The sequence below is a fragment of the Sphingobium sp. 3R8 genome (assembly GCF_020166615.1).
GTDB classification, from domain to species: Bacteria; Pseudomonadota; Alphaproteobacteria; order Sphingomonadales; family Sphingomonadaceae; genus Sphingobium; species Sphingobium bisphenolicum.
Genome location: NZ_JAIQXR010000006.1, coordinates 111,082 through 131,320, shown reverse-complemented (window position 1 = coordinate 131,320; position 20,239 = coordinate 111,082). Strand labels below are relative to the sequence as shown.

Annotated in this window: 14 protein-coding genes; 2 read left to right on the top strand and 12 right to left on the bottom strand. The window is 63.8% G+C overall.

Annotation, left to right across the window (positions count from 1 at the left end; genetic code table 11):
* Position 1 precedes the first annotated feature (1 nt).
* Positions 2-448, bottom strand: a complete 447-nt coding sequence (locus K9B33_RS07940; RefSeq protein ID WP_224548047.1) for an MgtC/SapB family protein — start codon at positions 446-448, stop codon at positions 2-4.
* Between the two features lie 99 nt (positions 449-547).
* Between K9B33_RS07940 and K9B33_RS07935 the strand changes: the two genes are divergently transcribed.
* Positions 548-1,021 (top strand): hypothetical protein, encoded by a 474-nt coding sequence (locus tag K9B33_RS07935; protein ID WP_224547930.1) that lies wholly within the window; start codon positions 548-550, stop codon positions 1,019-1,021.
* Between the two features lie 192 nt (positions 1,022-1,213).
* Positions 1,214-5,950, top strand: a complete 4,737-nt coding sequence (locus tag K9B33_RS07930) for a M10 family metallopeptidase (protein WP_224547928.1) — start codon at positions 1,214-1,216, stop codon at positions 5,948-5,950.
* Positions 5,951-6,234: 284 nt separating this feature from the next.
* On the opposite strand, the gene K9B33_RS07925 is transcribed toward K9B33_RS07930, so the two are convergent.
* The 11 genes from K9B33_RS07925 to K9B33_RS07875 all read right to left on the bottom strand — a co-directional run bounded on the left by K9B33_RS07925 (position 6,235) and on the right by K9B33_RS07875 (position 20,235).
* Positions 6,235-7,536, bottom strand: coding sequence for an HlyD family type I secretion periplasmic adaptor subunit (locus K9B33_RS07925; protein WP_224547926.1), 1,302 nt, complete (start codon positions 7,534-7,536; stop codon positions 6,235-6,237).
* Positions 7,533-9,260, bottom strand: a complete 1,728-nt coding sequence (locus tag K9B33_RS07920) for an ATP-binding cassette domain-containing protein (protein ID WP_224547925.1) — start codon at positions 9,258-9,260, stop codon at positions 7,533-7,535. Before K9B33_RS07920 ends, K9B33_RS07925 begins: the two co-directional genes overlap by 4 nt.
* Positions 9,257-10,642 (bottom strand): TolC family protein, encoded by a 1,386-nt coding sequence (locus K9B33_RS07915; protein WP_224547924.1) that lies wholly within the window; start codon positions 10,640-10,642, stop codon positions 9,257-9,259. The genes K9B33_RS07920 and K9B33_RS07915 overlap by 4 nt, the downstream gene beginning before the upstream one ends.
* 333 nt (positions 10,643-10,975) lie before the next feature.
* Positions 10,976-11,506, bottom strand: coding sequence for a phosphoribosyltransferase (locus K9B33_RS07910; RefSeq protein ID WP_224547923.1), 531 nt, complete (start codon positions 11,504-11,506; stop codon positions 10,976-10,978).
* 41 nt (positions 11,507-11,547) lie between these two features.
* Positions 11,548-12,675: a glycosyltransferase gene (locus K9B33_RS07905; protein ID WP_224547922.1), complete on the bottom strand. Its 1,128-nt coding sequence runs from the start codon at positions 12,673-12,675 to the stop codon at positions 11,548-11,550.
* Positions 12,672-13,757: a sugar-transfer associated ATP-grasp domain-containing protein gene (locus tag K9B33_RS07900; RefSeq protein ID WP_224547921.1), complete on the bottom strand. Its 1,086-nt coding sequence runs from the start codon at positions 13,755-13,757 to the stop codon at positions 12,672-12,674. Before K9B33_RS07900 ends, K9B33_RS07905 begins: the two co-directional genes overlap by 4 nt.
* Positions 13,758-13,760: 3 nt before the next feature.
* On the bottom strand, positions 13,761-14,573 hold the full coding sequence (locus K9B33_RS07895) for an NTP transferase domain-containing protein (RefSeq protein WP_224547920.1): 813 nt from the start codon (positions 14,571-14,573) through the stop codon (positions 13,761-13,763).
* Complete coding sequence (locus K9B33_RS07890; RefSeq protein WP_224547919.1) at positions 14,570-15,601, bottom strand: phosphoribosylglycinamide synthetase; 1,032 nt, start codon at positions 15,599-15,601, stop codon at positions 14,570-14,572. Before K9B33_RS07890 ends, K9B33_RS07895 begins: the two co-directional genes overlap by 4 nt.
* A gap of 100 nt (positions 15,602-15,701) precedes the next feature.
* On the bottom strand, positions 15,702-17,042 hold the full coding sequence (locus K9B33_RS07885; protein ID WP_224547918.1) for an alkaline phosphatase family protein: 1,341 nt from the start codon (positions 17,040-17,042) through the stop codon (positions 15,702-15,704).
* Between the two features lie 133 nt (positions 17,043-17,175).
* On the bottom strand, positions 17,176-19,482 hold the full coding sequence (locus K9B33_RS07880; protein ID WP_224547916.1) for a TonB-dependent receptor: 2,307 nt from the start codon (positions 19,480-19,482) through the stop codon (positions 17,176-17,178).
* Between the two features lie 120 nt (positions 19,483-19,602).
* A complete protein-coding gene (locus tag K9B33_RS07875) occupies positions 19,603-20,235 on the bottom strand; it encodes a DUF4198 domain-containing protein (protein ID WP_224547914.1) in 633 nt (210 codons plus the stop codon).
* Positions 20,236-20,239 lie beyond the last annotated feature (4 nt).

Genomic DNA, 20,239 nt, shown 5'->3' with positions numbered 1-20,239 from the left:
GTCAGCCTGCGTCGTCCTCGTCGCGCTCATTCTCCGCCGGCTTGAGCGGCGCCAGCACCCAGAAGGTCAATAAGGTGAACGCGGTCAGCACGACGGCGACGTCATAGCTGCCCAATCCCGCGGCCACGCCGACCGCCCCGGTCACCCACAGGCTGGCCGCCGTCGCCGTTCCCCGAACGCTGTTCTTCTGCTGCAGAATGGCGCCCCCGCCCAGGAAGCCGATACCAGCGATCACGCCTTCCAATACGCGGGCGATGGCGGCAGGATCATGCGCCATCATCGTCTCGACCGCCTGTACGAAGCCACAGCTTGCGACCGCGACCAACGGAAACGTCCTGATGCCCGCGCTGCGTTCCGCCTGCTCCCGATTCCAGCCGATCGGCAGGGCCAGTCCATAGGCGATCGAAAGCGCGAGCAAATGGGGCAATATCGCGAAACTATCGGTCATATCGGACACAACGCGCGGCGATCCATTCGGATGCGCAACGACGGGATGTGCCGTCGGCCGAAGCCCCGACGATGGTAGGCCGGCATCAGGCCAGCCGCATTGTCGGAACTCCTCACGCATGATAAGGTCGCGGCTGACGCGCCCTATAGCCAGTTTCCATATGCGTATGTCGACGAACCGGAGCGGCCGATATCCTGCATCAACACCAATGGTGAGGGACTCATGACGAATCCTGCGTTTTTGATATGCCTCGGTTTGCTTGCAGGCGGCGGAATGGACGATGCGCCAGCAGACGGCACGCCTCCGCCGACAAAAGTTCGCAGGCTGCCCGGCACTGGCGGCATCATGACGCCTCCCCCCGATCCCGAAGCCGCGATCCGGTCCGAATTTACAGCGGTAGAACAAAAGGATTCGGCGTCGGCCTATGACATGTTCGCGCAACGCCATCCCGGCCACTCTCTTGCTCGCGAAGCCAAGCGACGCGCCGCAACTCTGAATGCAAAAGCACCGCGCCGCCTCGATCCGACACCTTGTCTGAATGGCGCCTCGCGCAAATGCGATCCACCATCCTGATTTTGCGCAGAGTCGCTTTTCCAAAAACCCAAACAATACAATAGTCTATTTTTCGATGATGACTATGCCGTTGATTTACAGGACAAATGTAAAGCTTGGCATGAACAGTGAATAGTGCCATTAAAGCCCGCAACAAACGGTCGCCAATCGACACAGTGAACGTGTCAGCCTCTCTTCTCTTTAGGAGGATGTATGTTCAAGGTCACTGGCTCTGGGCCCGTCAAGGTCAAGTTAACTCCCGATTATTCCCTTCCCTCGACTTCGGATGCTAGCGGATCGAGGCCGGAATTTACCGGCACATGGTCGCTGGCGCGCGAAGCGCAGGTGCGCAGCGAAGTCCGGCTGCTCTATCCGATGGATGCACCGACACCCCCTGCCACCACGCCCAGTTCCGGTGATCTGGCGGAAAATGGCAGTGCTTCCACGACGGTAACGGTGGGCGCCACGGGCGACGCCCGCATTGATGGCATCCTGCGCGGAGTCGCCTGGTCCGGAGGCATCACCTATTCGGACGTGGACTCGACAGCCGACTATCAGTCTGGCTATTTTTCCGATAGCGACGGCGACGGCACCAGCGCGCAGAATGAGGGCTTTTCCCAATTCACGGCGCAGCAATTGCTGGCGATGCATTCCGCGCTCAACGCGGCGACCTATACCCAGCTTGCCGGCGCCTACGGCTTTTCGATCGAGGGATTCACTAACCTGACCATCGACTATGCCGGTGCAGGGCTCGGCACCGCCACCATCCGCGGCGCCAATTCCAGCGATGCGCCGACCGCCTATGCCTATTATCCGGCCAACAACATCTATGGCGGCGATACCTTCTTCGGCAACGCCTATGACGGCACGTCCAATTCCCTGAAGAACCCCGTGGCAGGCAACTATGCCTGGCATACGATGCTCCATGAACTAGGCCATTCGCTCGGCCTGAAACATGGGCAGGAAACGGGCGGCGTCAGCAACGTGGCGCTCCCTACCGCCTGGGACTCGATCGAATTTTCGGTCATGACCTATCGCAGCTATGTCGGGGCGCCGCTCAGCGGGTACAGCTATGAAGAGTTCGGCGCGCCGCAAACATATATGATGCTCGACATCGCCGCGCTCCAGACAATGTATGGTGCGGATTATACGGTTCATGCGGAAAACACGACCTATAGTTGGAATCCGTCTACCGGCATCACCTATATCAATGGCGACATCGCCATCCAGCCCGGCGACAACCGTATTTTCGCAACCATCTGGGACGGCGGCGGCGTCGATACATATGACCTGTCGGCCTATAGCAGCGGCGTCACCATCGATCTGACGCCCGGCGGCTATTCGCTGTTCAGCGGAACGCAGCAGGCCTATCTGGGCGGAGGCAATTACGCCCGCGGCAACATCTTCAACGCCCTCACCTTCGGTGGCAGCAACGCTTCGCTGATCGAGAACGCCACGGGCGGGTCGGGCGGCGACACGATTACCGGCAATGCCGTAGGCAACCTGCTCAAGGGCGGCGGTGGCACCGACACCATCTATGGCGGTGACGGCAACGACGTCATCCAGGGCGGCTTCAATGCAGACTTCGTCTATGGCGAGGCTGGCGACGACGTCTTCCAGGTACTGCAAGGCGAATTTGGCGACAATATCGATGGTGGTATCGGCACGGATCGACTGGATCTCAGCAACTATACCACAACCTACGGCGCAACCGTCGATCTCAGCGCTGGCACCTGGGACTTCAATCCCAGCTTCGGCGGCCCCTACACCATTACCGGGGTTGAAAATGTCGACGGCACCCAGCTTGCCGACACCATCACCGGCGACAGCAACAACAATGTCCTCAATGGCAATGGCGGTAACGACACGCTGAAGGGCGGCATCGGTCAGGACACCATCTATGGCGGTGACGGCAACGACATCATCCAGGGCGGCTTCGGGGCCGACACCGTTTATGGCGAGGCTGGCGACGACGTCTTCCAGGTGCTGCAGGGCGAGTTTGGCGACAATATCAACGGGGGCATCGGCACCGACCGGCTCGACCTGAGCGATTACACCGCCACTTATGGGGCAACCGTTGATCTCAGCGCTGGCACCTGGGACTTCAATCCCAGCTTCGGCGGCCCCTACACCATCACCGGGGTCGAAAATGTCGACGGCACCCAGCTTGCCGACACCATCATCGGCGACGGCAACAACAATGTCATCGACGGCAATGGCGGTAACGACACGCTGAAGGGCGGCATCGGTCAGGACACCATCTATGGCGGTGACGGCAACGACATCATCCAGGGCGGCTTCGGGACCGATTTTGTCTATGGTGAAGCGGGCAACGATGTCTTCCAGGTGCTGCAGGGCGAGTTTGGCGACAATGTCGACGGCGGCAGCGGCACGGATCGGCTCGACCTGAGTGACTATACTGCGACCTATGGCGCCACGGTAGATCTGGCAGCGGGAAGTTGGGACTTCAATCCGAGCTTCGGCGGCCCCTACACCATCACCGGGGTCGAGGATGTCGACGGCACCCAACTCGCCGACACCCTGACCGGCAACAGCGCCAATAATGTGCTGAACGGCAATGGCGGCGACGACGTCCTCAGCGGGGGCGCCGGCAACGACACCATCAGTGGTGGCAGCGGCGACGACCAGATGATCGGCGGCACCGGCAATGACATATTCGATGGCGGATCGGGCGTCGACACTGCCTATGGCGAAGCGGGCGACGATATCTACAAGGTCATTGCTGGCTGGAATGGCGGCTATGGAGAGTTGTTCTCTGGCGGCGCCGGCGTCGATACGATCGACGGCTCCGCGCTGTCCTCCGACTATGTGGTCAATCTTTCCGACGGCGAATTCGCGATCAGCGGCGGTTCTGGCCTGATCGCGCTCGCCAGCGTGGAAAATGCGACGACCGGGTCGGGCAACGATACGCTGACCGGTTCGGCGGAGGCCAATCGGCTGATCGGCAATGCCGGTACCGATACGCTGAATGGTCTGGACGGCAATGATGTGCTGCAAGGCGGGACGGGTAACGACCGGCTGAATGGCGGCCTGGGCGATGATACGCTTGATGGCGGTGCGGATGTCGACACTGTCACCTATGCCGGCATGGCTGCCGGCGTAACCGTCAGCCTCGCGATCGCAGGCGCGCAGAACACGATCGGCGCCGGCACAGACACGCTGGTCGGTATCGAAAATCTGGCCGGCACATCCTTCAACGACGTGCTCACCGGCAATGGCGGCGCCAATGTGCTTACCGGCGGTGCTGGCAGCGATACGCTTGATGGCGGTGCTGGCGCCGACACCATGGATGGCGGCACGTCCAGCGACATCTATTATGTCGACAATGTCGGCGACAATGTCGTGGAAAGCTTCTCCACCGGCGGCACGGACGATCAGATTTTCTCGTCCGTGACCTATTCGCTGTCGGGGCGCCATATCGAAAAACTGACCTTGACGGGATCGGCCAACATCAACGCCACCGGCAATGACCTGGCCCAGACGATCACCGGCAACAGCGGCAATAACAGCCTGAGCGGCCTTGGCGGCAAAGACGTGCTCAACGGCGGCCTGGGCAACGATATGATAGACGGCGGCGCCGGCAACGACACCGCTTCCTATGCCGGCATAGCAGAGGGAGTGATCGTCAGCCTAGCGATCGCGGGCGCGCAGGATACGGTCAGCGCCGGCACCGATACGCTGGTCGGCATCGAAAACCTGACCGGAACATCCTTTGATGACGGGCTGATCGGCAATGGCGGCGCCAATGTGTTGATCGGTGGCGCTGGCCTCGACATCCTCGACGGCGGCGCGGGCGCAGACATCATGGATGGCGGCACATCCAACGACCTCTATTATGTCGATAATGTCGGCGACAATGTCGTGGAAAGCTTCTCCTCCGGCGGCACGGACGATCAAATCTTCTCGTCAGTGACCTATTCGCTGGCCGGGCGCCATATCGAACGACTGACCCTGCTCGGATCGGCCAACATCGACGGCACTGGCAATGACCTAGCCCAGACCATTACCGGCAACAGCGGCAATAACAGCTTGAGCGGCCTTGGCGGCAACGACATACTCAACGGCGGCCTGGGTAACGATATGATCGACGGCGGCGCAGGTGTCGACACCGCCAACTATGCCGGTGCGGCAGCCGGCGTGACCGTCAGTCTGGCGATCGCCGGTGCGCAGAATACGGTAAACGCCGGCACCGACACGCTGGTCGGTATCGAAAACCTGTCCGGCACAACCTTCAATGACATATTGACCGGCAATGGCGCCGCCAATGTGATTACTGGCGGGTCGGGCAGCGACACCATCAACGGTGGCGCTGGCGCCGACACCATGGACGGTGGCACGTCCAGCGACATCTATTATGTCGACAATGTCGGCGATAATGTCGTGGAAAGCTTCTCGTCCGGCGGTACGGACGACCAGATTTTCTCGTCGGTTACCTATTCGCTGGCCGGTCGCCACATTGAAAAACTGATCCTGACCGGGGCGGCCAACATCAACGCCACCGGCAATGACCTGGGCCAGACCATTACCGGCAATAGCGGCAATAACATTTTGAGCGGCCTTGGCGGCAACGATGTGCTCAACGGCGGACTTGGTGCGGACACGCTGATGGGCGGCACCGGCGCCGACATCTTCCTGTTCAACTCCACGTTGGGCGGCGGCAATGTCGATACGATGGCCAGCTATGTCGTGGCCGATGATACGATCCAGTTGGACGACGCCATATTTACCGGGTTGGCGCTGGGTACGCTGTCGGCTGCTCAGTTCCAGATCGGATCGGCCGCCAATGATGCTGCGGACCGGATCATCTACAACAGTGCAACCGGCGCGCTGTTGTTCGACGCGGATGGCACCGGAGCGATCGCGGCGGTTCAATTCGCGACGATCGGCACGGGATTGAGCATGGTCGCGTCCGAATTCGTCATCGTGTAAACGTGACCCAGATATTGTGAATAGGGCCACCCGATCCTGTCGGGTGGCCCTTTTTTTTTGGATCGAACCCAATTGGCGATGTTGCGGCGGTAAGATCAGGGCGGAACGTCATCCGCGGCAATCACTGCTATCGCGCGAAAGGAATGCGCCATGAGAAAGCACGGGTGATGAGGCCGAACCGGTCAGCGAATGGCCAATCCACGGGTAACAAGCGGCGAATCATGCGATGGATATATGATAGACCGGCACCTGTGTCTCCGCCGCTGGATCGCCAGGAAGCCCGCTCATTCGCGGAAGGCCGTTTCCTTGAGGCGCGTCAGCGGGGTCAGAATATAGGCCAGTATCGTGCGCTTATCGCCAAGCAAGCTGACATTGGCCCCCATGCCCGGCCCGATGCGAAGCCGATGTCCTTCCTTGTCCAGGATGGCATCGCTACTCGTGCGCACCCGGACCAGATAATGGCTCTCGCCGGTCCGTTCATTCACAACCGCATCGGGAGAAAGGGCGACGACCTGTCCCTGCATCGACCCATAGATCGCGCTGTCATAGGCCGATATTTCGACCTTGGCCCGCTGGCCCAGCCGGACCGATGCGATATCCTTGGCGGCCACCATCGCCTCGACCAGCAGGTTGTCGCGCGCCGGCACCATTTCCAGCAAAGGATCGCCCGCACGCACGCTGCCGCCCACCGTCGTCACGAAGACGCGGTTGACGCGGCCGTCCAGCGGCGCGCGCACGATGGTGCGGTCGAGCTTATATTCATAGGCCGGCATCGTCGCGTCGCGCACGGACATTTCGGCGCGCGCGGCAGTGAGTTCATCCCCCGCACGCGCGATCCAGTCGCGCCTCTGCTGCATCGCGCTGGCCTGCGCCTCCGCCAGGATATAATGGGCGCGGCTGAGCGCGGCCCCGGACCCGGCCGCTTCGCTGGTCGCGACGCTATAGGCATTTTCCGCCTGTAGCAGCGACCGGCGTGGCTCTATCCCTTCGCGCACCAGCGGACGCATCAGGTCGAGGTCGGTACGCGCCGTATCGCGCGCGGAAATGCGGGCGGCCTGAACCGCAGCGGCCTCACCGATCCCGCGTTGTGCCTGGGTGACGCGGGCGGACCCGACATTGGCCAGGCTGGCCAATTCGGCCATGCGCGCGCGATACAGGCTCTGCTCCACCGCGATCTGGCTGGCCATGCTGGCATTGCGGGCGGCCGGAAAGACCGGGTTGCGCCCCGAAATCTCCGCCTCCAGCCGCAATATCTTCAGGCTCAACGCATCGCCGCTGGCCCGATTGCTCGCCAACTCGGCGCCAGGCTGGATCGGGCTGAGGCGAATCAAAGGGGCGCCAGCTTTCACGTCCTGTCCGGTCCGCACGAGGATCGTGTCCACCACGCCGCCTTCCAGGTTGGAAATCACCTGCAACTGCGAACTGGGAATGACCCGGCCATTGGCGCGCACGGTCCGGTCGATTTCGGTCAATCCCGCCCATAGCAGGAAGATCAGCAGGAAAGCCGCGATCGCCCATAAAAAGATGTTCGCGGGGACGGCGGGCCGGATATGCGCGTCACCCGGCAATTGCGCCTCGCCGCTCATGCCGCCTTGCCCCGCGTCAGCCGCTGCAGGATGACATCGCGCGGCCCGTCGGCGGCGATCCGCCCCTGTTCCATCACGACGATCCGATCGACCAGCCGTAGCAGCGAGGGCCGATGGGTGATCAGCAATATGGTGCGCCCCTCCACTTCCGGTTGCAGGCGGTCGATCAGGTCGGTTTCGGTCTGGATGTCCATCGCGCTGCTTGGCTCGTCGAAGACCATGATGGGCGGTCGTCCTGCCAGGGCGCGCGCCAGCGAAATGGACTGCCGTTGCCCGCCCGACAGGCCTTCGCCGCGATCCGTCAGCTTCAGGTCATAGCCATTGACGATCTTGCCCATGAAACCATGGGTGCCGCTCAGCGACGCGACGCGGATCATCTCGTCATGGTCGATATCCGTACGGTCGAGACAGATATTGTCCCGCACCGATCCGGCGATCAGCACATTATCCTGCATCGCAGCGCCGATGAACCGGCGCAATCGACCGGGATCGAACTGACGCACGTCGGTGCCGTCAATCATGACCACGCCCTCCTGTGGTTCGTACAGGCCCAGGATCAGCCGCGCCAGGGTCGACTTGCCCGACCCCACGCGGCCCAGAAAACCGACGCGCTCGCCCGGCGCGATAGACAGGCTGATCTGATCCAGCGCCTTTTCGGCGGCGCGCGGGTAGCGGAAGGCGACATTGCGCAACTCGATCGCACCCAGCAGCTGCGCGGGTTGCAGCGGCTCGCCCGCCGGCCCTTCGCTGGGCGTGTCCATCAAGGTGTTGATCTGGCGGCAGGCGATGCGGGTGGCGGACAGGCGCGCCAGCAGGTTGGCGATCTGCGCGAGCGGAGCGATCGCGCGTCCGCACAGGATGGAGCAGGCCAGCAGCGCACCGGTCGTGATGCTATTGTCGCGGATCAGCCCCACGCCCAGAATGATGATGCCGCAATAGGCGATGATGTTCGCGCTATTGGCCACCGTCATCGCGATCGATGCCGTCAGTCGCTGGCTCAGCGAACTTTGCGCATGGCTTTTGAGCGCCGACCGCCACCGCGCGCCCAGCATCCCGCCCGCGCCGATCGCCTTCACCGTTTCCAGGCTGCCGACGGTTTCCACCAGCACCGACTGTTTGCGCAATCCGTCGCCCAGACTGGCCGCCGACAAGCGGTCGAGCGCCGGGTTGGTTATCAAGCCGGCGACGACCACGACGGGGATCATCGCCAGCGGCGGCAGCACCAATATCCCGCCCAGCATCGCCATGACCGCCAGCGTGATGATGATGAAGGGCACGTCGATGATCGCCGTCAGCGTGGCGGACGCGAAGAAGTCCCGCAGAGTCTCCAGTTCACGCATCAGGCCGGTGAGCGTGCCGGTGGACCCGGGGCGGCGGTCGAGTCGCATCGACAGCAGCTTGGCGAACAGCGTATCGCCCACCTCATAGTCGATATTGGCACCGGCGATGTCGACGAAATAGACGCGCAGCAGCCGCAACACGAAATCGAATATGACCACGATGGCAAGCCCGATGCTCAGTCCCACCAGCGAGGAGGACGCATCATTGGGTATGACCCGATCATAGACGGTCATCGTGAACAGGGAAGAGACCATCGCAAACAGATTGATCATGGCAGCGGCGGCCGCGACCTTGATGTAGGTGCCGCGATTGCGCAGCATGGGTTCGATCAGCCAGGGTGCGAAGCGTTGCCGGGCGGCGGCGATCAGGGGCTGGTCGGTCATGGCGTTTCCATCCGGTCCGAAGGAGTGACTGCGATCGAGAGGCTGGGCAATAATCGCCCTGTCCGGCCCAGCAGGGCAAAGCGCGACACATCCCGTTCGGCCAGGGTCTGCACATAGCTTGCAATGGAATAGAAGTAGTTGTCCTCGACATAGAGCAGGTCGTAAAGCGTACCCTGTGAGGCTTCGAAGCGCGTGGCGATGACGTCGCGGGTATTGCGATTGGCGATATAGCTCGCCTCCGCCGCGGCGAGTTGATCGTCCAGCGCCCTGATATCGGTGAGCGCGATCTGTGCGTCACGCACCGCTTCCTGCCGGACGCGGTCGGCATAGGCGTCCGCAGCGTCCGCACGCGCGGTCGCCTGGTCGGCCTTGGCGTTGAAACCGGCGCCAAGCTGCGCTCGCACGATGATGCGGCCGCGCACATCATAGTCGCCGGGGCTTTCGAACACGCCGTAGCGCCCCGCATCCACGCCTGCGGCGATGGTAGGCAATCTCTCCGATCGGGTCGCACGCGCTTCCTGCCGCGCTGCCCGCGCCTCCGCCTCCGCCTTGCGGACAACCGGCGATCGCAGCACGATCGCATCCAGCATTTCCATGTCATCGACCGCTTCGGGCGGCAGGACGGCTCGGGTCAGCGCAGGCGGCGGCTCGTGGCCGGTCAGCGCACGATATTGCGCCTCCGCACCCGCCAGGTCACGACGGATGCCGGCAAGCCGGGACCGGACATTGGCGATCGAACTGTCGACCCGCGGCAGATCGCCCTGTGCCGAAAAGCCCTGATCGATGCGGCGTTGCAAACCCTCGCGCAACTGCAGCTGGCGCACTATATATTCCTGTGCTGCCTGCGCCATCAACCGCTGCGAGAACACCGAATACCAGGCGGTGATGGTTCGCAGCCCCACTTCCTCGCCATAGCCCAATATGCCCTGCTGCGCTGCATCCACGCGCGCGTTGCCCGCGTCGATCCGGTTCGAAGCGGCGCCGAAATCGAGCAACCGCTGTCGCACGGAGGCCGTCGCGTCGGTCCGTCCTTCGGGTCGCGACCGTTCGATGATGTTACCGGGATCGTTGGAGAAATTGCGGGCGACCGATCGATTGGCATCAATCGACAGGTCTATCGAAGGAAAGAGCAGCGATCGGGCCTGTGTCCGCGCCGCGCGTGCCTCACGTTCACTCGCCCGCGCTTCGTCGAGCAGCGGATTGTTACGGATGGCCGTTTCGATTTCCGATCGGAACAGCGGGTCGGCGACGGCCGGTTTAGCCAGTTCGAGCAGCGGGTCAGATTCTGTCGGCGCGCTGAAGGGCCGGGGATTGGGCGCCTGAAGGAGCTTGCGCGTCGCATTGGCGGCGTGCGCATCCTGGCCCTGAATGCACAAGGCCATGCCGAACGCGATTGCGGCGCACCCGGCGGCGCGGAGGTCTGCCCCCCCTCTTCCTATCCTGCGATGTAACAAAGCACAGTGCCCCGGCCGCGCGTATACCCCCTCCAAATCTCCGCAATACTCAACAAAAGTTTTGCGGCCATCTGGCGATTCTCAACATGCCCGAGAACGGGTGCGCAGGCAACTTACATAGATTGTAATGTTCGACGAAATGAACGCCCGATCAATTCAATGCGATAGGATGGTCTGCCAAATAAATTTGCCGTCAACCATCTCGATATCGTTACCCCTATCCCGGCCTTGATCTTTATCCTGTCATCCCGACGAGTTGGTTCAGGCCAGTCGATCTGGCAAGGACAGCGCTTCCTCCACGATCGCCTCTTCCGCCGCAAGTGCTTCCCAGGGAAAGACGAACCAGCGCTTGTCGATTTTGCGGTCGATATTATCCGCGCAATAATCGACCGTCTCGCCGGAACTGTCATTATTGAGCAACACCGCAAAGCGCACATGACGCAGATCACTGCCCTGGTCGCGCAGAAGGCGGCGAAGCTGGCCGATCGTCCCGCCGCTGTCGTTGATGTCGTCGATGAGCAGGCAGCGGACACCGGCCGCGCTTTTGGCCGCGATGCCGGCGAGCGCGGGGTCGGCGAGGGCGAGCAGGTTGCTGCTATAGTCGATCGACAGCATCGGTCGGTTCAGACGATGCGACAGATAGACCGCCGGAACGAGGCCGCCCCGCCCGATTCCGACAAGGATATCGGGCATCCATGCATCCGCCTCGATCCGGCGGCCGAGCAACGCCACGTCGGCAAGGAACCGCGCATGGGTGATGGGATGGAGTTCGGGACTGGCGGACGGGTTCATCGGCATGAATCCAGTTATCGGGCTGCGTCGAAGAAAAACGGTCAGCCTGTCTTACGGGACGGCGCGACGGACGCAAGCAGCCCGGCCCACCGTTCCAGCATCGCGTCCAGCCGATAGGCTTCGATCCGATCGCCCGGCCGCACGGCGCGCCCCGGATCGATCTGGCGCGCCATCGCCTGCGCCATGGCTGCCGGGTCCGACGGATCGACCAGCAGCCCATGGCTTCCCTGCCCCAAGAGCGACGCTGCATTGCCGGCGCTGCGCGAGGCGACGACCGGCACGTCCAGCGCCATTGCCTCCAACAGCACATTGGCCGATCCCTCCCACCAGGACGGCAGCACGAAGGCCCCGGCGCGTGCGAGCCAGGGGAAGACATTGTCGACCGCGCCGGGCAGCAACAGGTCCGTGCCGACGCCGAGCGCGTCGGCACGGTCTCGCAATGCCTGCCGGGAACGGTCGCGGCTTTCGCCCAATATGACGAGCCGTGCCGCTATGCCGGCCCGACGCAATTCCGCAAAGGCCGCCAGCAGGGTGCCGAAATTCTTCTGCGGCGCCAGTCGGCCGATCGCGACGATGACCGGCACGCCACCGTCATAACAGCCATGGGGCGAAGGCCCTGCCGCGCGGGCGCAAGCAATGGCGGGATCGATCGCATTTTCGATCACCTGCGCCCGGCCTTCGGCAAGCGCGCGGGCGAAGCCGCCGACTGCCAGCGTTGGCGATACCAGCACCAGCCGGTCGGCATCCGCCGCCAGCAGGCGCACCATCAGGCATCGCCCCACCGCCCCGGCCATGCCTCCGGGCGCGCCGGCCGCGGCACGGCGCAGGTCGTTGCTGACCCGATAGATCCGTCGCAGTCCCGGCACCCACCGGCTGCCCAGCAGCGCCGTCAAATGGCCGTGATTGCCGGCCGACAGCAGTAGATCGGGTCGCGTCCGGCGCAGATAGGCCTGGAGCCGCGGCATTGCCCGCCATTTCTGCAGCATCCGCGATCCACCCGCTCCCGCCAGCAGCGCATGATGCGGCACGCCCGCCACACCTTCCCCGCCGGGCAGCGCCGTCACCAGCGTCACGTCATGACCCCGCGCGCGGAAGTCACTGGCCAGCAGGCGCACGTTGCGGACGACGCCGGTCGCAGCGAGCGCATGGACATAAAGCGCGATCTTCACCGCCGGTCCCGCTGCACCGCCCGCGCTGCACGCCAGTCGGCGTCCGTCAATCGATCGAGCGCGTGGCGATACAGCGCGCCCAGCCGACTGTCCGCCACGCCCCGGCCGTTCACCAGTTGCACGATGTCAGTGCCGGGATTCCAGTTGCCTTCGATCAGCACCGGTCCTCGCGTCGTCAGGCCGATGTCCCATCCAATCAGGGTGAAGCCCTGCCGGAACCGCTCATGCGCCTGAAGGGCGAGCGCGCACGCCGCATCATGGTCGTGCAGCACCATGCCTTCGATCGCCATGCCGGTGACGGGGTGACGGCTGTGGCGGGACGGCGCACGCTTGCCGCCGCTGCGCCAGGCCGCGCCGCAACGCCCCCCCGCATCGACCGCCAGCACCAGATTGCCCGCGTTGAAATTATCGACCGGCCGCGGGCCGCCCGCCGACAGGCGCAGCGCCGTGTCGCAGATTTCCGGCACGCCCGACTCGTTCAGGCAGGTGACGATGCGCAACGTCGGCAGCGCCCCCGGCGAGAGATCGGCCAGCGCCGAATGGGTCGGCAGGCGTTGCTGAATGACGCCGCCCTTGCGCCACAGTGCGCGCAGCAAAACAGCGAGTTGGACAGTTGTGAGGGCCGAATCGCCGTTGCGCCAACCGTCGCCGTGGCGGACGAAACGCGCCACCCCCTGCCCCTTGGAACGATAGCTGGGCTTTGCGATGACGTCGTCTTGCCCGACCAGCCAGGCTTCGAGATCCGTCGCATCGGGATCACAGGCATCCGGCAGCGGCAGGCCGGCGGCCATTATTGCAAATAATTGCTTATTTTTCAATATGTTATTTGACAGCGGGAAGGCGCCGGGGTTGAGCAGGCGATGCAGGCCCTTGCGATCCTTCATGCTCAGGCCCTGCATCCGTACGGCTTCGCCCAGATAAAGCCGCTCGGCGGGCGACCAGCCGCCGCAACCGATCGCCGACAGGCCGTACCCCGCCAGCCGCCGCGCCGGCGACCAGTGGCGCGCCAGCCCATCATGATAGGCGGCGATCAGGCTGTTGCCGCCGTCCCGCCGGACCGGCAGCGCCCGGAGCGTGAGCAAGCCTTACTCCGCCGCCACGGCCAGCGTGCTGCGCCCGGCCAGCATCTGTTCCGCCACGGCGTGCGAACGCGCATGGTCGACGTCGATCGCCACAGCGCCATCGGTCAGGATCACAGGGCTGATGGTCAGACGGAAGCGGCGCGAAAAGCGGGCGAAGGCCTGGTCCAGCGTGCCGATGCCGAAACGGAAGCGGAGGAGGTTAAGCAGGCCGAAGGCGCCGATGATGCGCGCGGGATGCTTCACGAACTGGCCGCCCGACCGGAACGTCTCCGCCGCTTTCAATGCGGCGCGGTCCCGCAACCAGTAAGTGTTGCAGTTGGAATAGCTGTCATCGGCAAAATTGTAGAATTTGCGCTGCCCTTGCGGATGGGCGGCCAGGACGGAGGTACGGCGGGTGAAGGCGACGGCGGCGTCCGACCCCTGCGCCGCGCACCCATCCAGCATCTCGTCCACCGCCTCCGGCGTCAGCATCACATTGTCGGCGGTAGTGATGAGCAGCGGGAAGGCCGCGCCGTCCGCACCCGCCAGCACGCTATCGACCAGATTGGGCTGCGCTGCCACGCCAACCACCCGGCCGCTATGCAGCAAGCCGCGGATCGGCGGCAGGCCGGCCAGCAACGCCGGATCTTCGATCACCACGCGCACTTGCCCGATCCGGCGATTGGCGACCAGCGCCTCGATCACATGGAGCAGCATCGGCTGGCCCGCGACCGGCACCAGGCATTTATGGGTGACACCGGCCGCCTGCGCCAGCGGATCGGTCGTGCCATCGCGCCGCCCGGCGAGCAGGATCGCCGTCGTGCCGCCGGTCCTCATGCCGCCACCCGCACGATGGCGTCGCTCAGCAACCCCTGCCGCGCCAGGCTATGGCCGACGATCGTTTCGACCAGCGCCGCATGATCGACGCCGATCGAGGCGGCGGAGCGCGAGATCGTCTTTTTCGACCACAGGTTGCATGACAGGTTCACTTCCATGAACAGCAATTGCCCACTCGCCGGGTCGTAACGAAATTCGAACCGGCCATAATCGAACGGCCAGAGTTCGGGCAGCAGCGCGGCGGTCATCGCCTCCAGCCGGGCGCGCAGGTCCACGTCCTCGACCAGCACCAGCGGATCGTCGCCCGCGTCGATCAGGCCGCGCTTTTCCTCATAGCTGCGCTCGCGATGGGGATCGGCGGGCACATACATCATGGGCGGCAAGATCCAGGGCTGGCCGCCGCTGCCGCCGACCACCGGCACCGCAACGTCCAGCAGCGGCGCCCATTGTTCCACCAGGACGTCATGGCCCAGCGCGAACAGGCTGTCGGCATGATCCTGCGCCGCCGCCCAGTCATCAACCATCTTCACGCCCCAGGAGGCGGAGGAGGCATTAGGCTTCACCACCAACCGGTCGGCGTGGAAAGCGGGGGCGTCGAACAGGCCGCCGCGGCGGAAGAGTTGCGCGTTCATCGTCGGCACGCCGCGCGCCCGCGCGATCAGCTTGCTGAGATATTTGTCGTCGGACAGGCCGCGCACGATCGGACTGGCGCCCAGATGAGGCATGGCGTGCCGGCTCAGCAGCAGTGGCGCCAGCATCTCGCTATTCTGGAAGCCGCCGCGGTTCAGCAGGGTGACGACGAAGTCGGCGTCGGGCCGATCGAACAGCGCGTCGTAACTGTCGGCGACATCGACATGCAGGCCGATCGCCTCCAGCGTCGTGCGCATCTCATGATGATAGACGGCATGATTGCCGTCCTGCGCATCGGGCCGGCCGCCGGCGCGGGCATGCTTGGCGAGGAAGAGGATATGCAACCGCGCCTTGTCGGCAGCCGGGATGCGGATCTGGCGGGGATGTATCGCTGTCATTGCGCCAGATTACAGCCGGCAAATGACGCGCCGCTTACGGCGCGGTTGCAGCGACATGAAGGCCACCGGTCAATCCGATGACGCTTTGTGCGCAGTTTTGTTACCGCAGGTCGATCGGCGGCGTTTCCGCATCGGGCAGCGTGCCGCCCATGATCGTGGCTAGCGTCGGCGCGATCGCACGCATGTCGATCCGGCCCAGATCCTTGCCCGCGGCGATGCCTTTGCCCATAGCCATGAAGGTCGCCTCCAGATGGGCGGGGCCGGGCAGATAGCCGTGCATCCCCTTGACCGGCGTGCGCGCCACCAGCGGCGCACCCGCGCCGCGGAAGATGTCGGTGACGAAACCGGGCTTCAGATTGACATAATAGGCCGCTTGCGGATTGCCGCCGACCCTGGCGATCGCCGCCTTGTCCAGCACCGCCGCAATGCCGTTCGCCGGGTTGGCGGCGAGCCGGTCGAGCAGTTGTTTCGTGCGGTCGGCGATGGCGGCGTCCTCCGGCCGCGCGAGCATGATCGCGGCCGACCCGCCCGCTATCCAGGGCATCGCCTGCCAGGACGCGACCTTGCCGTCCTTATCCAGCGTGATGAGGCCTTCGTCGATGAAGGCGCGGAAGAGGTTGAGGCCGGTGTGCGTCGCTTCGAACCCATGGTCGCTGACCAGTGCGATCGCCGCATCGGGATGCGCCCTGCGCTCGGCGGCGATGAGGTCGCCGACGATCGCGTCGATCTTTTCCAGCACTGCCTTGGCGGCAGGCGTGTCCGGCCCCTTTTCATGCTGCTCATGGTCGAGCGCAGTAAGATAGACGGTCATGAAATCCGGCTTGTGCGCGGCGATCAGCGCGGTGGCGAAACGCCCCCTATTCTGGTCGCCGGACAGGCTTTCATCGATGCCCATGGCGTAGGGATGGCCGACCTTCGCCTCCAGATCGGCCTTCAGCCCCGGCGTCGCCAGCGCATCCAGAAGCTTGGCATCATCGGCATGGCCGGTGCGCCAGATTTGCGGCAGGTTCCAGGTCACGCCCTTGGCAGCGACGCTGACGGGCCAATGGATATTGCCGGTGGACAGGCCCGCTTTCGTGGCCGCCTCCCACAGGGTCGGCACCTTGATATCCTGTGCATACCAGTACCAGCCGCCCTGGTTGATTCCGGTCGGATCGAAACTGTTATTGGCGACGACGCCATGTTTGGCCGGCGACACGCCGGTCATCAGCGTCGTGTGGCTGGGATAGGTCAATGTCGGCGCAACCCCGGTGACGCCCGACGCATGGGCGCCCTCGGTCAGGAAGCGGCGCAGATTGGGTAGGGAAAGGCCGCGCTTTTGCGCCTCCAGCACGTCGCCGGGGCGCAACCCGTCGATCGAGATCAGGAGCAGCGGTTCCGCCAGCGCCGTTGAGGGGAGGAGGATGGCGAGAGCGGTGGTGAAGAGCGCGGTCTTTTTCATGAGGATCGTTTGTCTTTCCTAAGCCCCGCCCCTTCAGGGGAGAGGTTGGGGTGGGGGCTTGCCCCTGTGGCTGCGCCTGATCGACATCCCCCACCCCCGGCCCCTCCCCTGAAGGGGAGGGGTGAACCAGTGCTTAGAACCCCGCCTTGGCGGTGATGAAGAATTGCTGCGGCGCGCCGACCAGCAAAGTCTGCGCGTCGCCGCTGTTGCCGAAGCCGCCCGACCCGATCGTGCCTACATATTTCTTGTCGAACAGGTTGGTGGCGTTGAGCTGCAATTCGATCTTGTCGGTGAAGCGATAGCCCAGCGAGGCGTCCACGATCAACCGGCCGGGGACCGACACGTCGTTGGTGTAGCTGTAATAGCGGCGCGACATGTAATTGGCGCCGATCCGGCCGAAGATCGGGCCCTGGTCGTAATTCACCTCCCCGCGCAGCATATGTTTGGGGCTGTCGACCACGGTCTTGTCCTTGATCGCGGCGACCAGCGTGCCGTCGCTGCTGTTGAACACATTGTCGCGATAGGTGGCGTCGGTGTAGCTGTAGCTGGCATAGACGCCGAAGCCATGGCCGAGCTTCAGGTCGCCCGCCGCCTCGACACCGACCGCGCGCACGCCGCCGACATTCTGGAGGGCGGAGGCCAGACCCTGGATCGGACTGCCCACCTGCACCGCGAGCAAGCGGTTCTTGAAGTTGACCAGATAGGCGCCGAGCGTGCCGTTGAAGACCGGCGTATTGTAGCGCAGGCCCAGTTCGAACGTGTCCGACGTCTCCGGCTTCAGATCATCCTTGATCGCGTCGAAACCGGCCTGGTTGGTGGAGAAGGGACCAGTGGTCGTGGCGCTGGCGAAGGCGCGGGTCACCTGGGTGAAGCCACCGAAGATTTCCGCTTCGGGGCTTAGCTCCACCGCGAAGCCGGCATGAGGCTGAAACCAGTCCTCGACCTTGATCTTGCCCTGCGGGAAGCTCGCCTGGACGATGGCCTCGGCCTTGTTGGTGACCTTGAAGCCCTTCCAGCCCAGGTTGATCGTCACCATGCCGAGGTCGATCTTGTCCTGGACATGATATTGGAAGGTATTGGTGGTGAAGTCGAATTCCCACTGGGTCGCGAACGGGTTCTTGGGATAGTCGCGGAACGACAGGCCCGGCTCGGTGCGGCTGGCGAAGGCGTAGAAGCGCCGCGCCTGATGGAACTGGTTATTTTCATACCAGGCGCCGACGCTGAAATTCTGGATGCCGAGCGTGTAGTCGACACTGCCGAACGCGCCGATCCGGTCCATGTCATATTCGGTGGTGCGCACCGACATCGGCACGCCGTTGGGGCTTGGCGTATAGGGGGTCGCCCACAGGCCCATGCCGCTATTATTGTGATAATAGCCCTTGACCTTGAAGGTCGCGGCATCGCCGATCGGCGTGGTCAGCCCCACCGCACCCAGCCAGTCCTTGCGCAAGCCGGCGGCGTCATAATAAGCGTCGTCGGCGCTGGTGACATTGCCCGGATAGGTCTGGCCGGTGGCGACGGGCGCGCCGCTATAGTCGTACAGGCCGTCGGGAAAGGGCGAGCCCCCGCTGTTGCTGACCTTGTCGACGTCGTTCAGGCGGTCGGCATAGTCGATCGCGCGGGCATAGTCGGGATAGGTGTTGTCCCAGTCCCAACCGAGGCGGCGGATCATGCCCATCGACATGTCCTGATAATCCTGCTCGCGCCGGTCCGAATAGCTCAGCCAGCCGTCAATCTTGGCGTCGCCGACCGGGATCACGACCTTGGCGTTGCCCATATGCTGGTCCTGGACGCCCTCACCCTTATATTTGTCGGTCGAGCCATAGCCATAGGACACATAGCCGCGGATGCCGTCTGCACTGCCCAGATTGACGCGGCCAAAGGCGCGCCAGGTGTCGTCGCTGCCATAGGTCAGGTTGCCCTGCGCGCCGAACTCGCCGGTGGGGTCCATCGAGAACGTTTCGACCGTGCCGCCCAGATTGCCGGTGGCCTGCGTACCAAGCGAGCCGGCGCCCTGCGACACGCGCACGCTGCCGATATTCTCGCTGCTGATGGCGCGGGTGATGTGCAGGCCGTTATGGTTGCCATAGCTCATGTCGCCCAGCGGAATGCCGTCGAAGGTGAAGCCGAGCTGGTTCTGGTTGAAGCTGCGGATGGTCACGCGCTGCGACCATTCATAATTGCCGAACGGGTCGGCCGACTGGAAATTGACGCTGGGCAGCTTTTCAATCGCTTTCAGCGGATTGGTGCCCGGCGTCAGCGTGACGATGTCCTTGGCGGAGATTTCCTGCACCTGACGGGTTTCGCCCCGGCCGAACACGATGATGTCGGCGCCGGCGTCCGCCGCCACATCGGCCGCGGCGGGCGCAACGTCCTGGGCATAGGCGGATTGGGCGATGATGGCGGTCGACGCCATCAGCAATATGGTGGTGATACGCATTTGGATAGTCCCCCTCTTGGACCTGAAGTCGGGGGCGGCCTATCCGCATCATGTTGCACCGCAATGTGGTTTGGTTGACGGCGCCAAGTCATATCGATGACAGGCGCCGTCACATATTGATCAGTCGTTCAAGAAGGTCAGCGTCGCCATATGATAGAGGGTCGCGACCTTCCGGTTGGCCAGGCTGAAGTCACCCTTTTCCTCCTGCGTCGCGCTCAGAATATAGCGCCCCTTGTCCTTGAGCGGCAGCGCCACGCGACCCTGGGCATCGGTCGTGAACGCCTTGGTCCATTTGTCGGGCGAAATGACGGTCAGCTTGGTGGCGGGCACCGGCTTGCCTTCGCGTAGCAAGGTGAAGCTGTCGGCATGGGCGGCGGTCGGCACGATCTCCAGCGGCAGGCCCGCCTTCGCCTCGGCGCGGCCAGCGCGGGCGTAATAGATTACGCCTTCCTTCTTGCCCTCTTCGCCCCAGGGTTCGAACACCGTGTCGTCGATGACGCGCACGTCGCCGGCCGGTGCCGCAACCTCGATATAGCCGGCCTTGCGGACCTGCGCCGCCTGCGACGCGGGCATCAGTTTGGGCGCCTTCAGCTTCTCGAACTCGGGATCTCCGCCTTCGGGTAGCGCCTCGCCCGGTTCGCCCAGATAGATGCGCGCTGGCCCCGTGCCGTCCCGCTCCACCCATATTTCATGCGCCTGCGCCACGCAGGACAGGCTCACCAGCGCCACCAGGGCCAGGGATAATCTCTTCATGCTT

Bases quoted from the DNA above. Each gene is read 5' to 3' on its own strand.
- K9B33_RS07940 (WP_224548047.1), bottom strand. From the start codon at position 448: ATGACCGATAGTTTCGCGATATTGCCCCATTTGCTCGCGCTTTCGATC.
- K9B33_RS07930 (WP_224547928.1), top strand. From the start codon at position 1,214: ATGTTCAAGGTCACTGGCTCTGGGCCCGTCAAGGTCAAGTTAACTCCC.
- K9B33_RS07925 (WP_224547926.1), bottom strand. From the start codon at position 7,536: ATGAGCGGCGAGGCGCAATTGCCGGGTGACGCGCATATCCGGCCCGCC.
- K9B33_RS07920 (WP_224547925.1), bottom strand. From the start codon at position 9,260: ATGACCGACCAGCCCCTGATCGCCGCCGCCCGGCAACGCTTCGCACCC.
- K9B33_RS07915 (WP_224547924.1), bottom strand. From the start codon at position 10,642: ATGGCCTTGTGCATTCAGGGCCAGGATGCGCACGCCGCCAATGCGACG.
- K9B33_RS07910 (WP_224547923.1), bottom strand. From the start codon at position 11,506: ATGAACCCGTCCGCCAGTCCCGAACTCCATCCCATCACCCATGCGCGG.
- K9B33_RS07895 (WP_224547920.1), bottom strand. From the start codon at position 14,573: ATGAGGACCGGCGGCACGACGGCGATCCTGCTCGCCGGGCGGCGCGAT.
- K9B33_RS07890 (WP_224547919.1), bottom strand. From the start codon at position 15,601: ATGACAGCGATACATCCCCGCCAGATCCGCATCCCGGCTGCCGACAAG.
- K9B33_RS07885 (WP_224547918.1), bottom strand. From the start codon at position 17,042: ATGAAAAAGACCGCGCTCTTCACCACCGCTCTCGCCATCCTCCTCCCC.
- K9B33_RS07880 (WP_224547916.1), bottom strand. From the start codon at position 19,482: ATGCGTATCACCACCATATTGCTGATGGCGTCGACCGCCATCATCGCC.
- K9B33_RS07875 (WP_224547914.1), bottom strand. From the start codon at position 20,235: ATGAAGAGATTATCCCTGGCCCTGGTGGCGCTGGTGAGCCTGTCCTGC.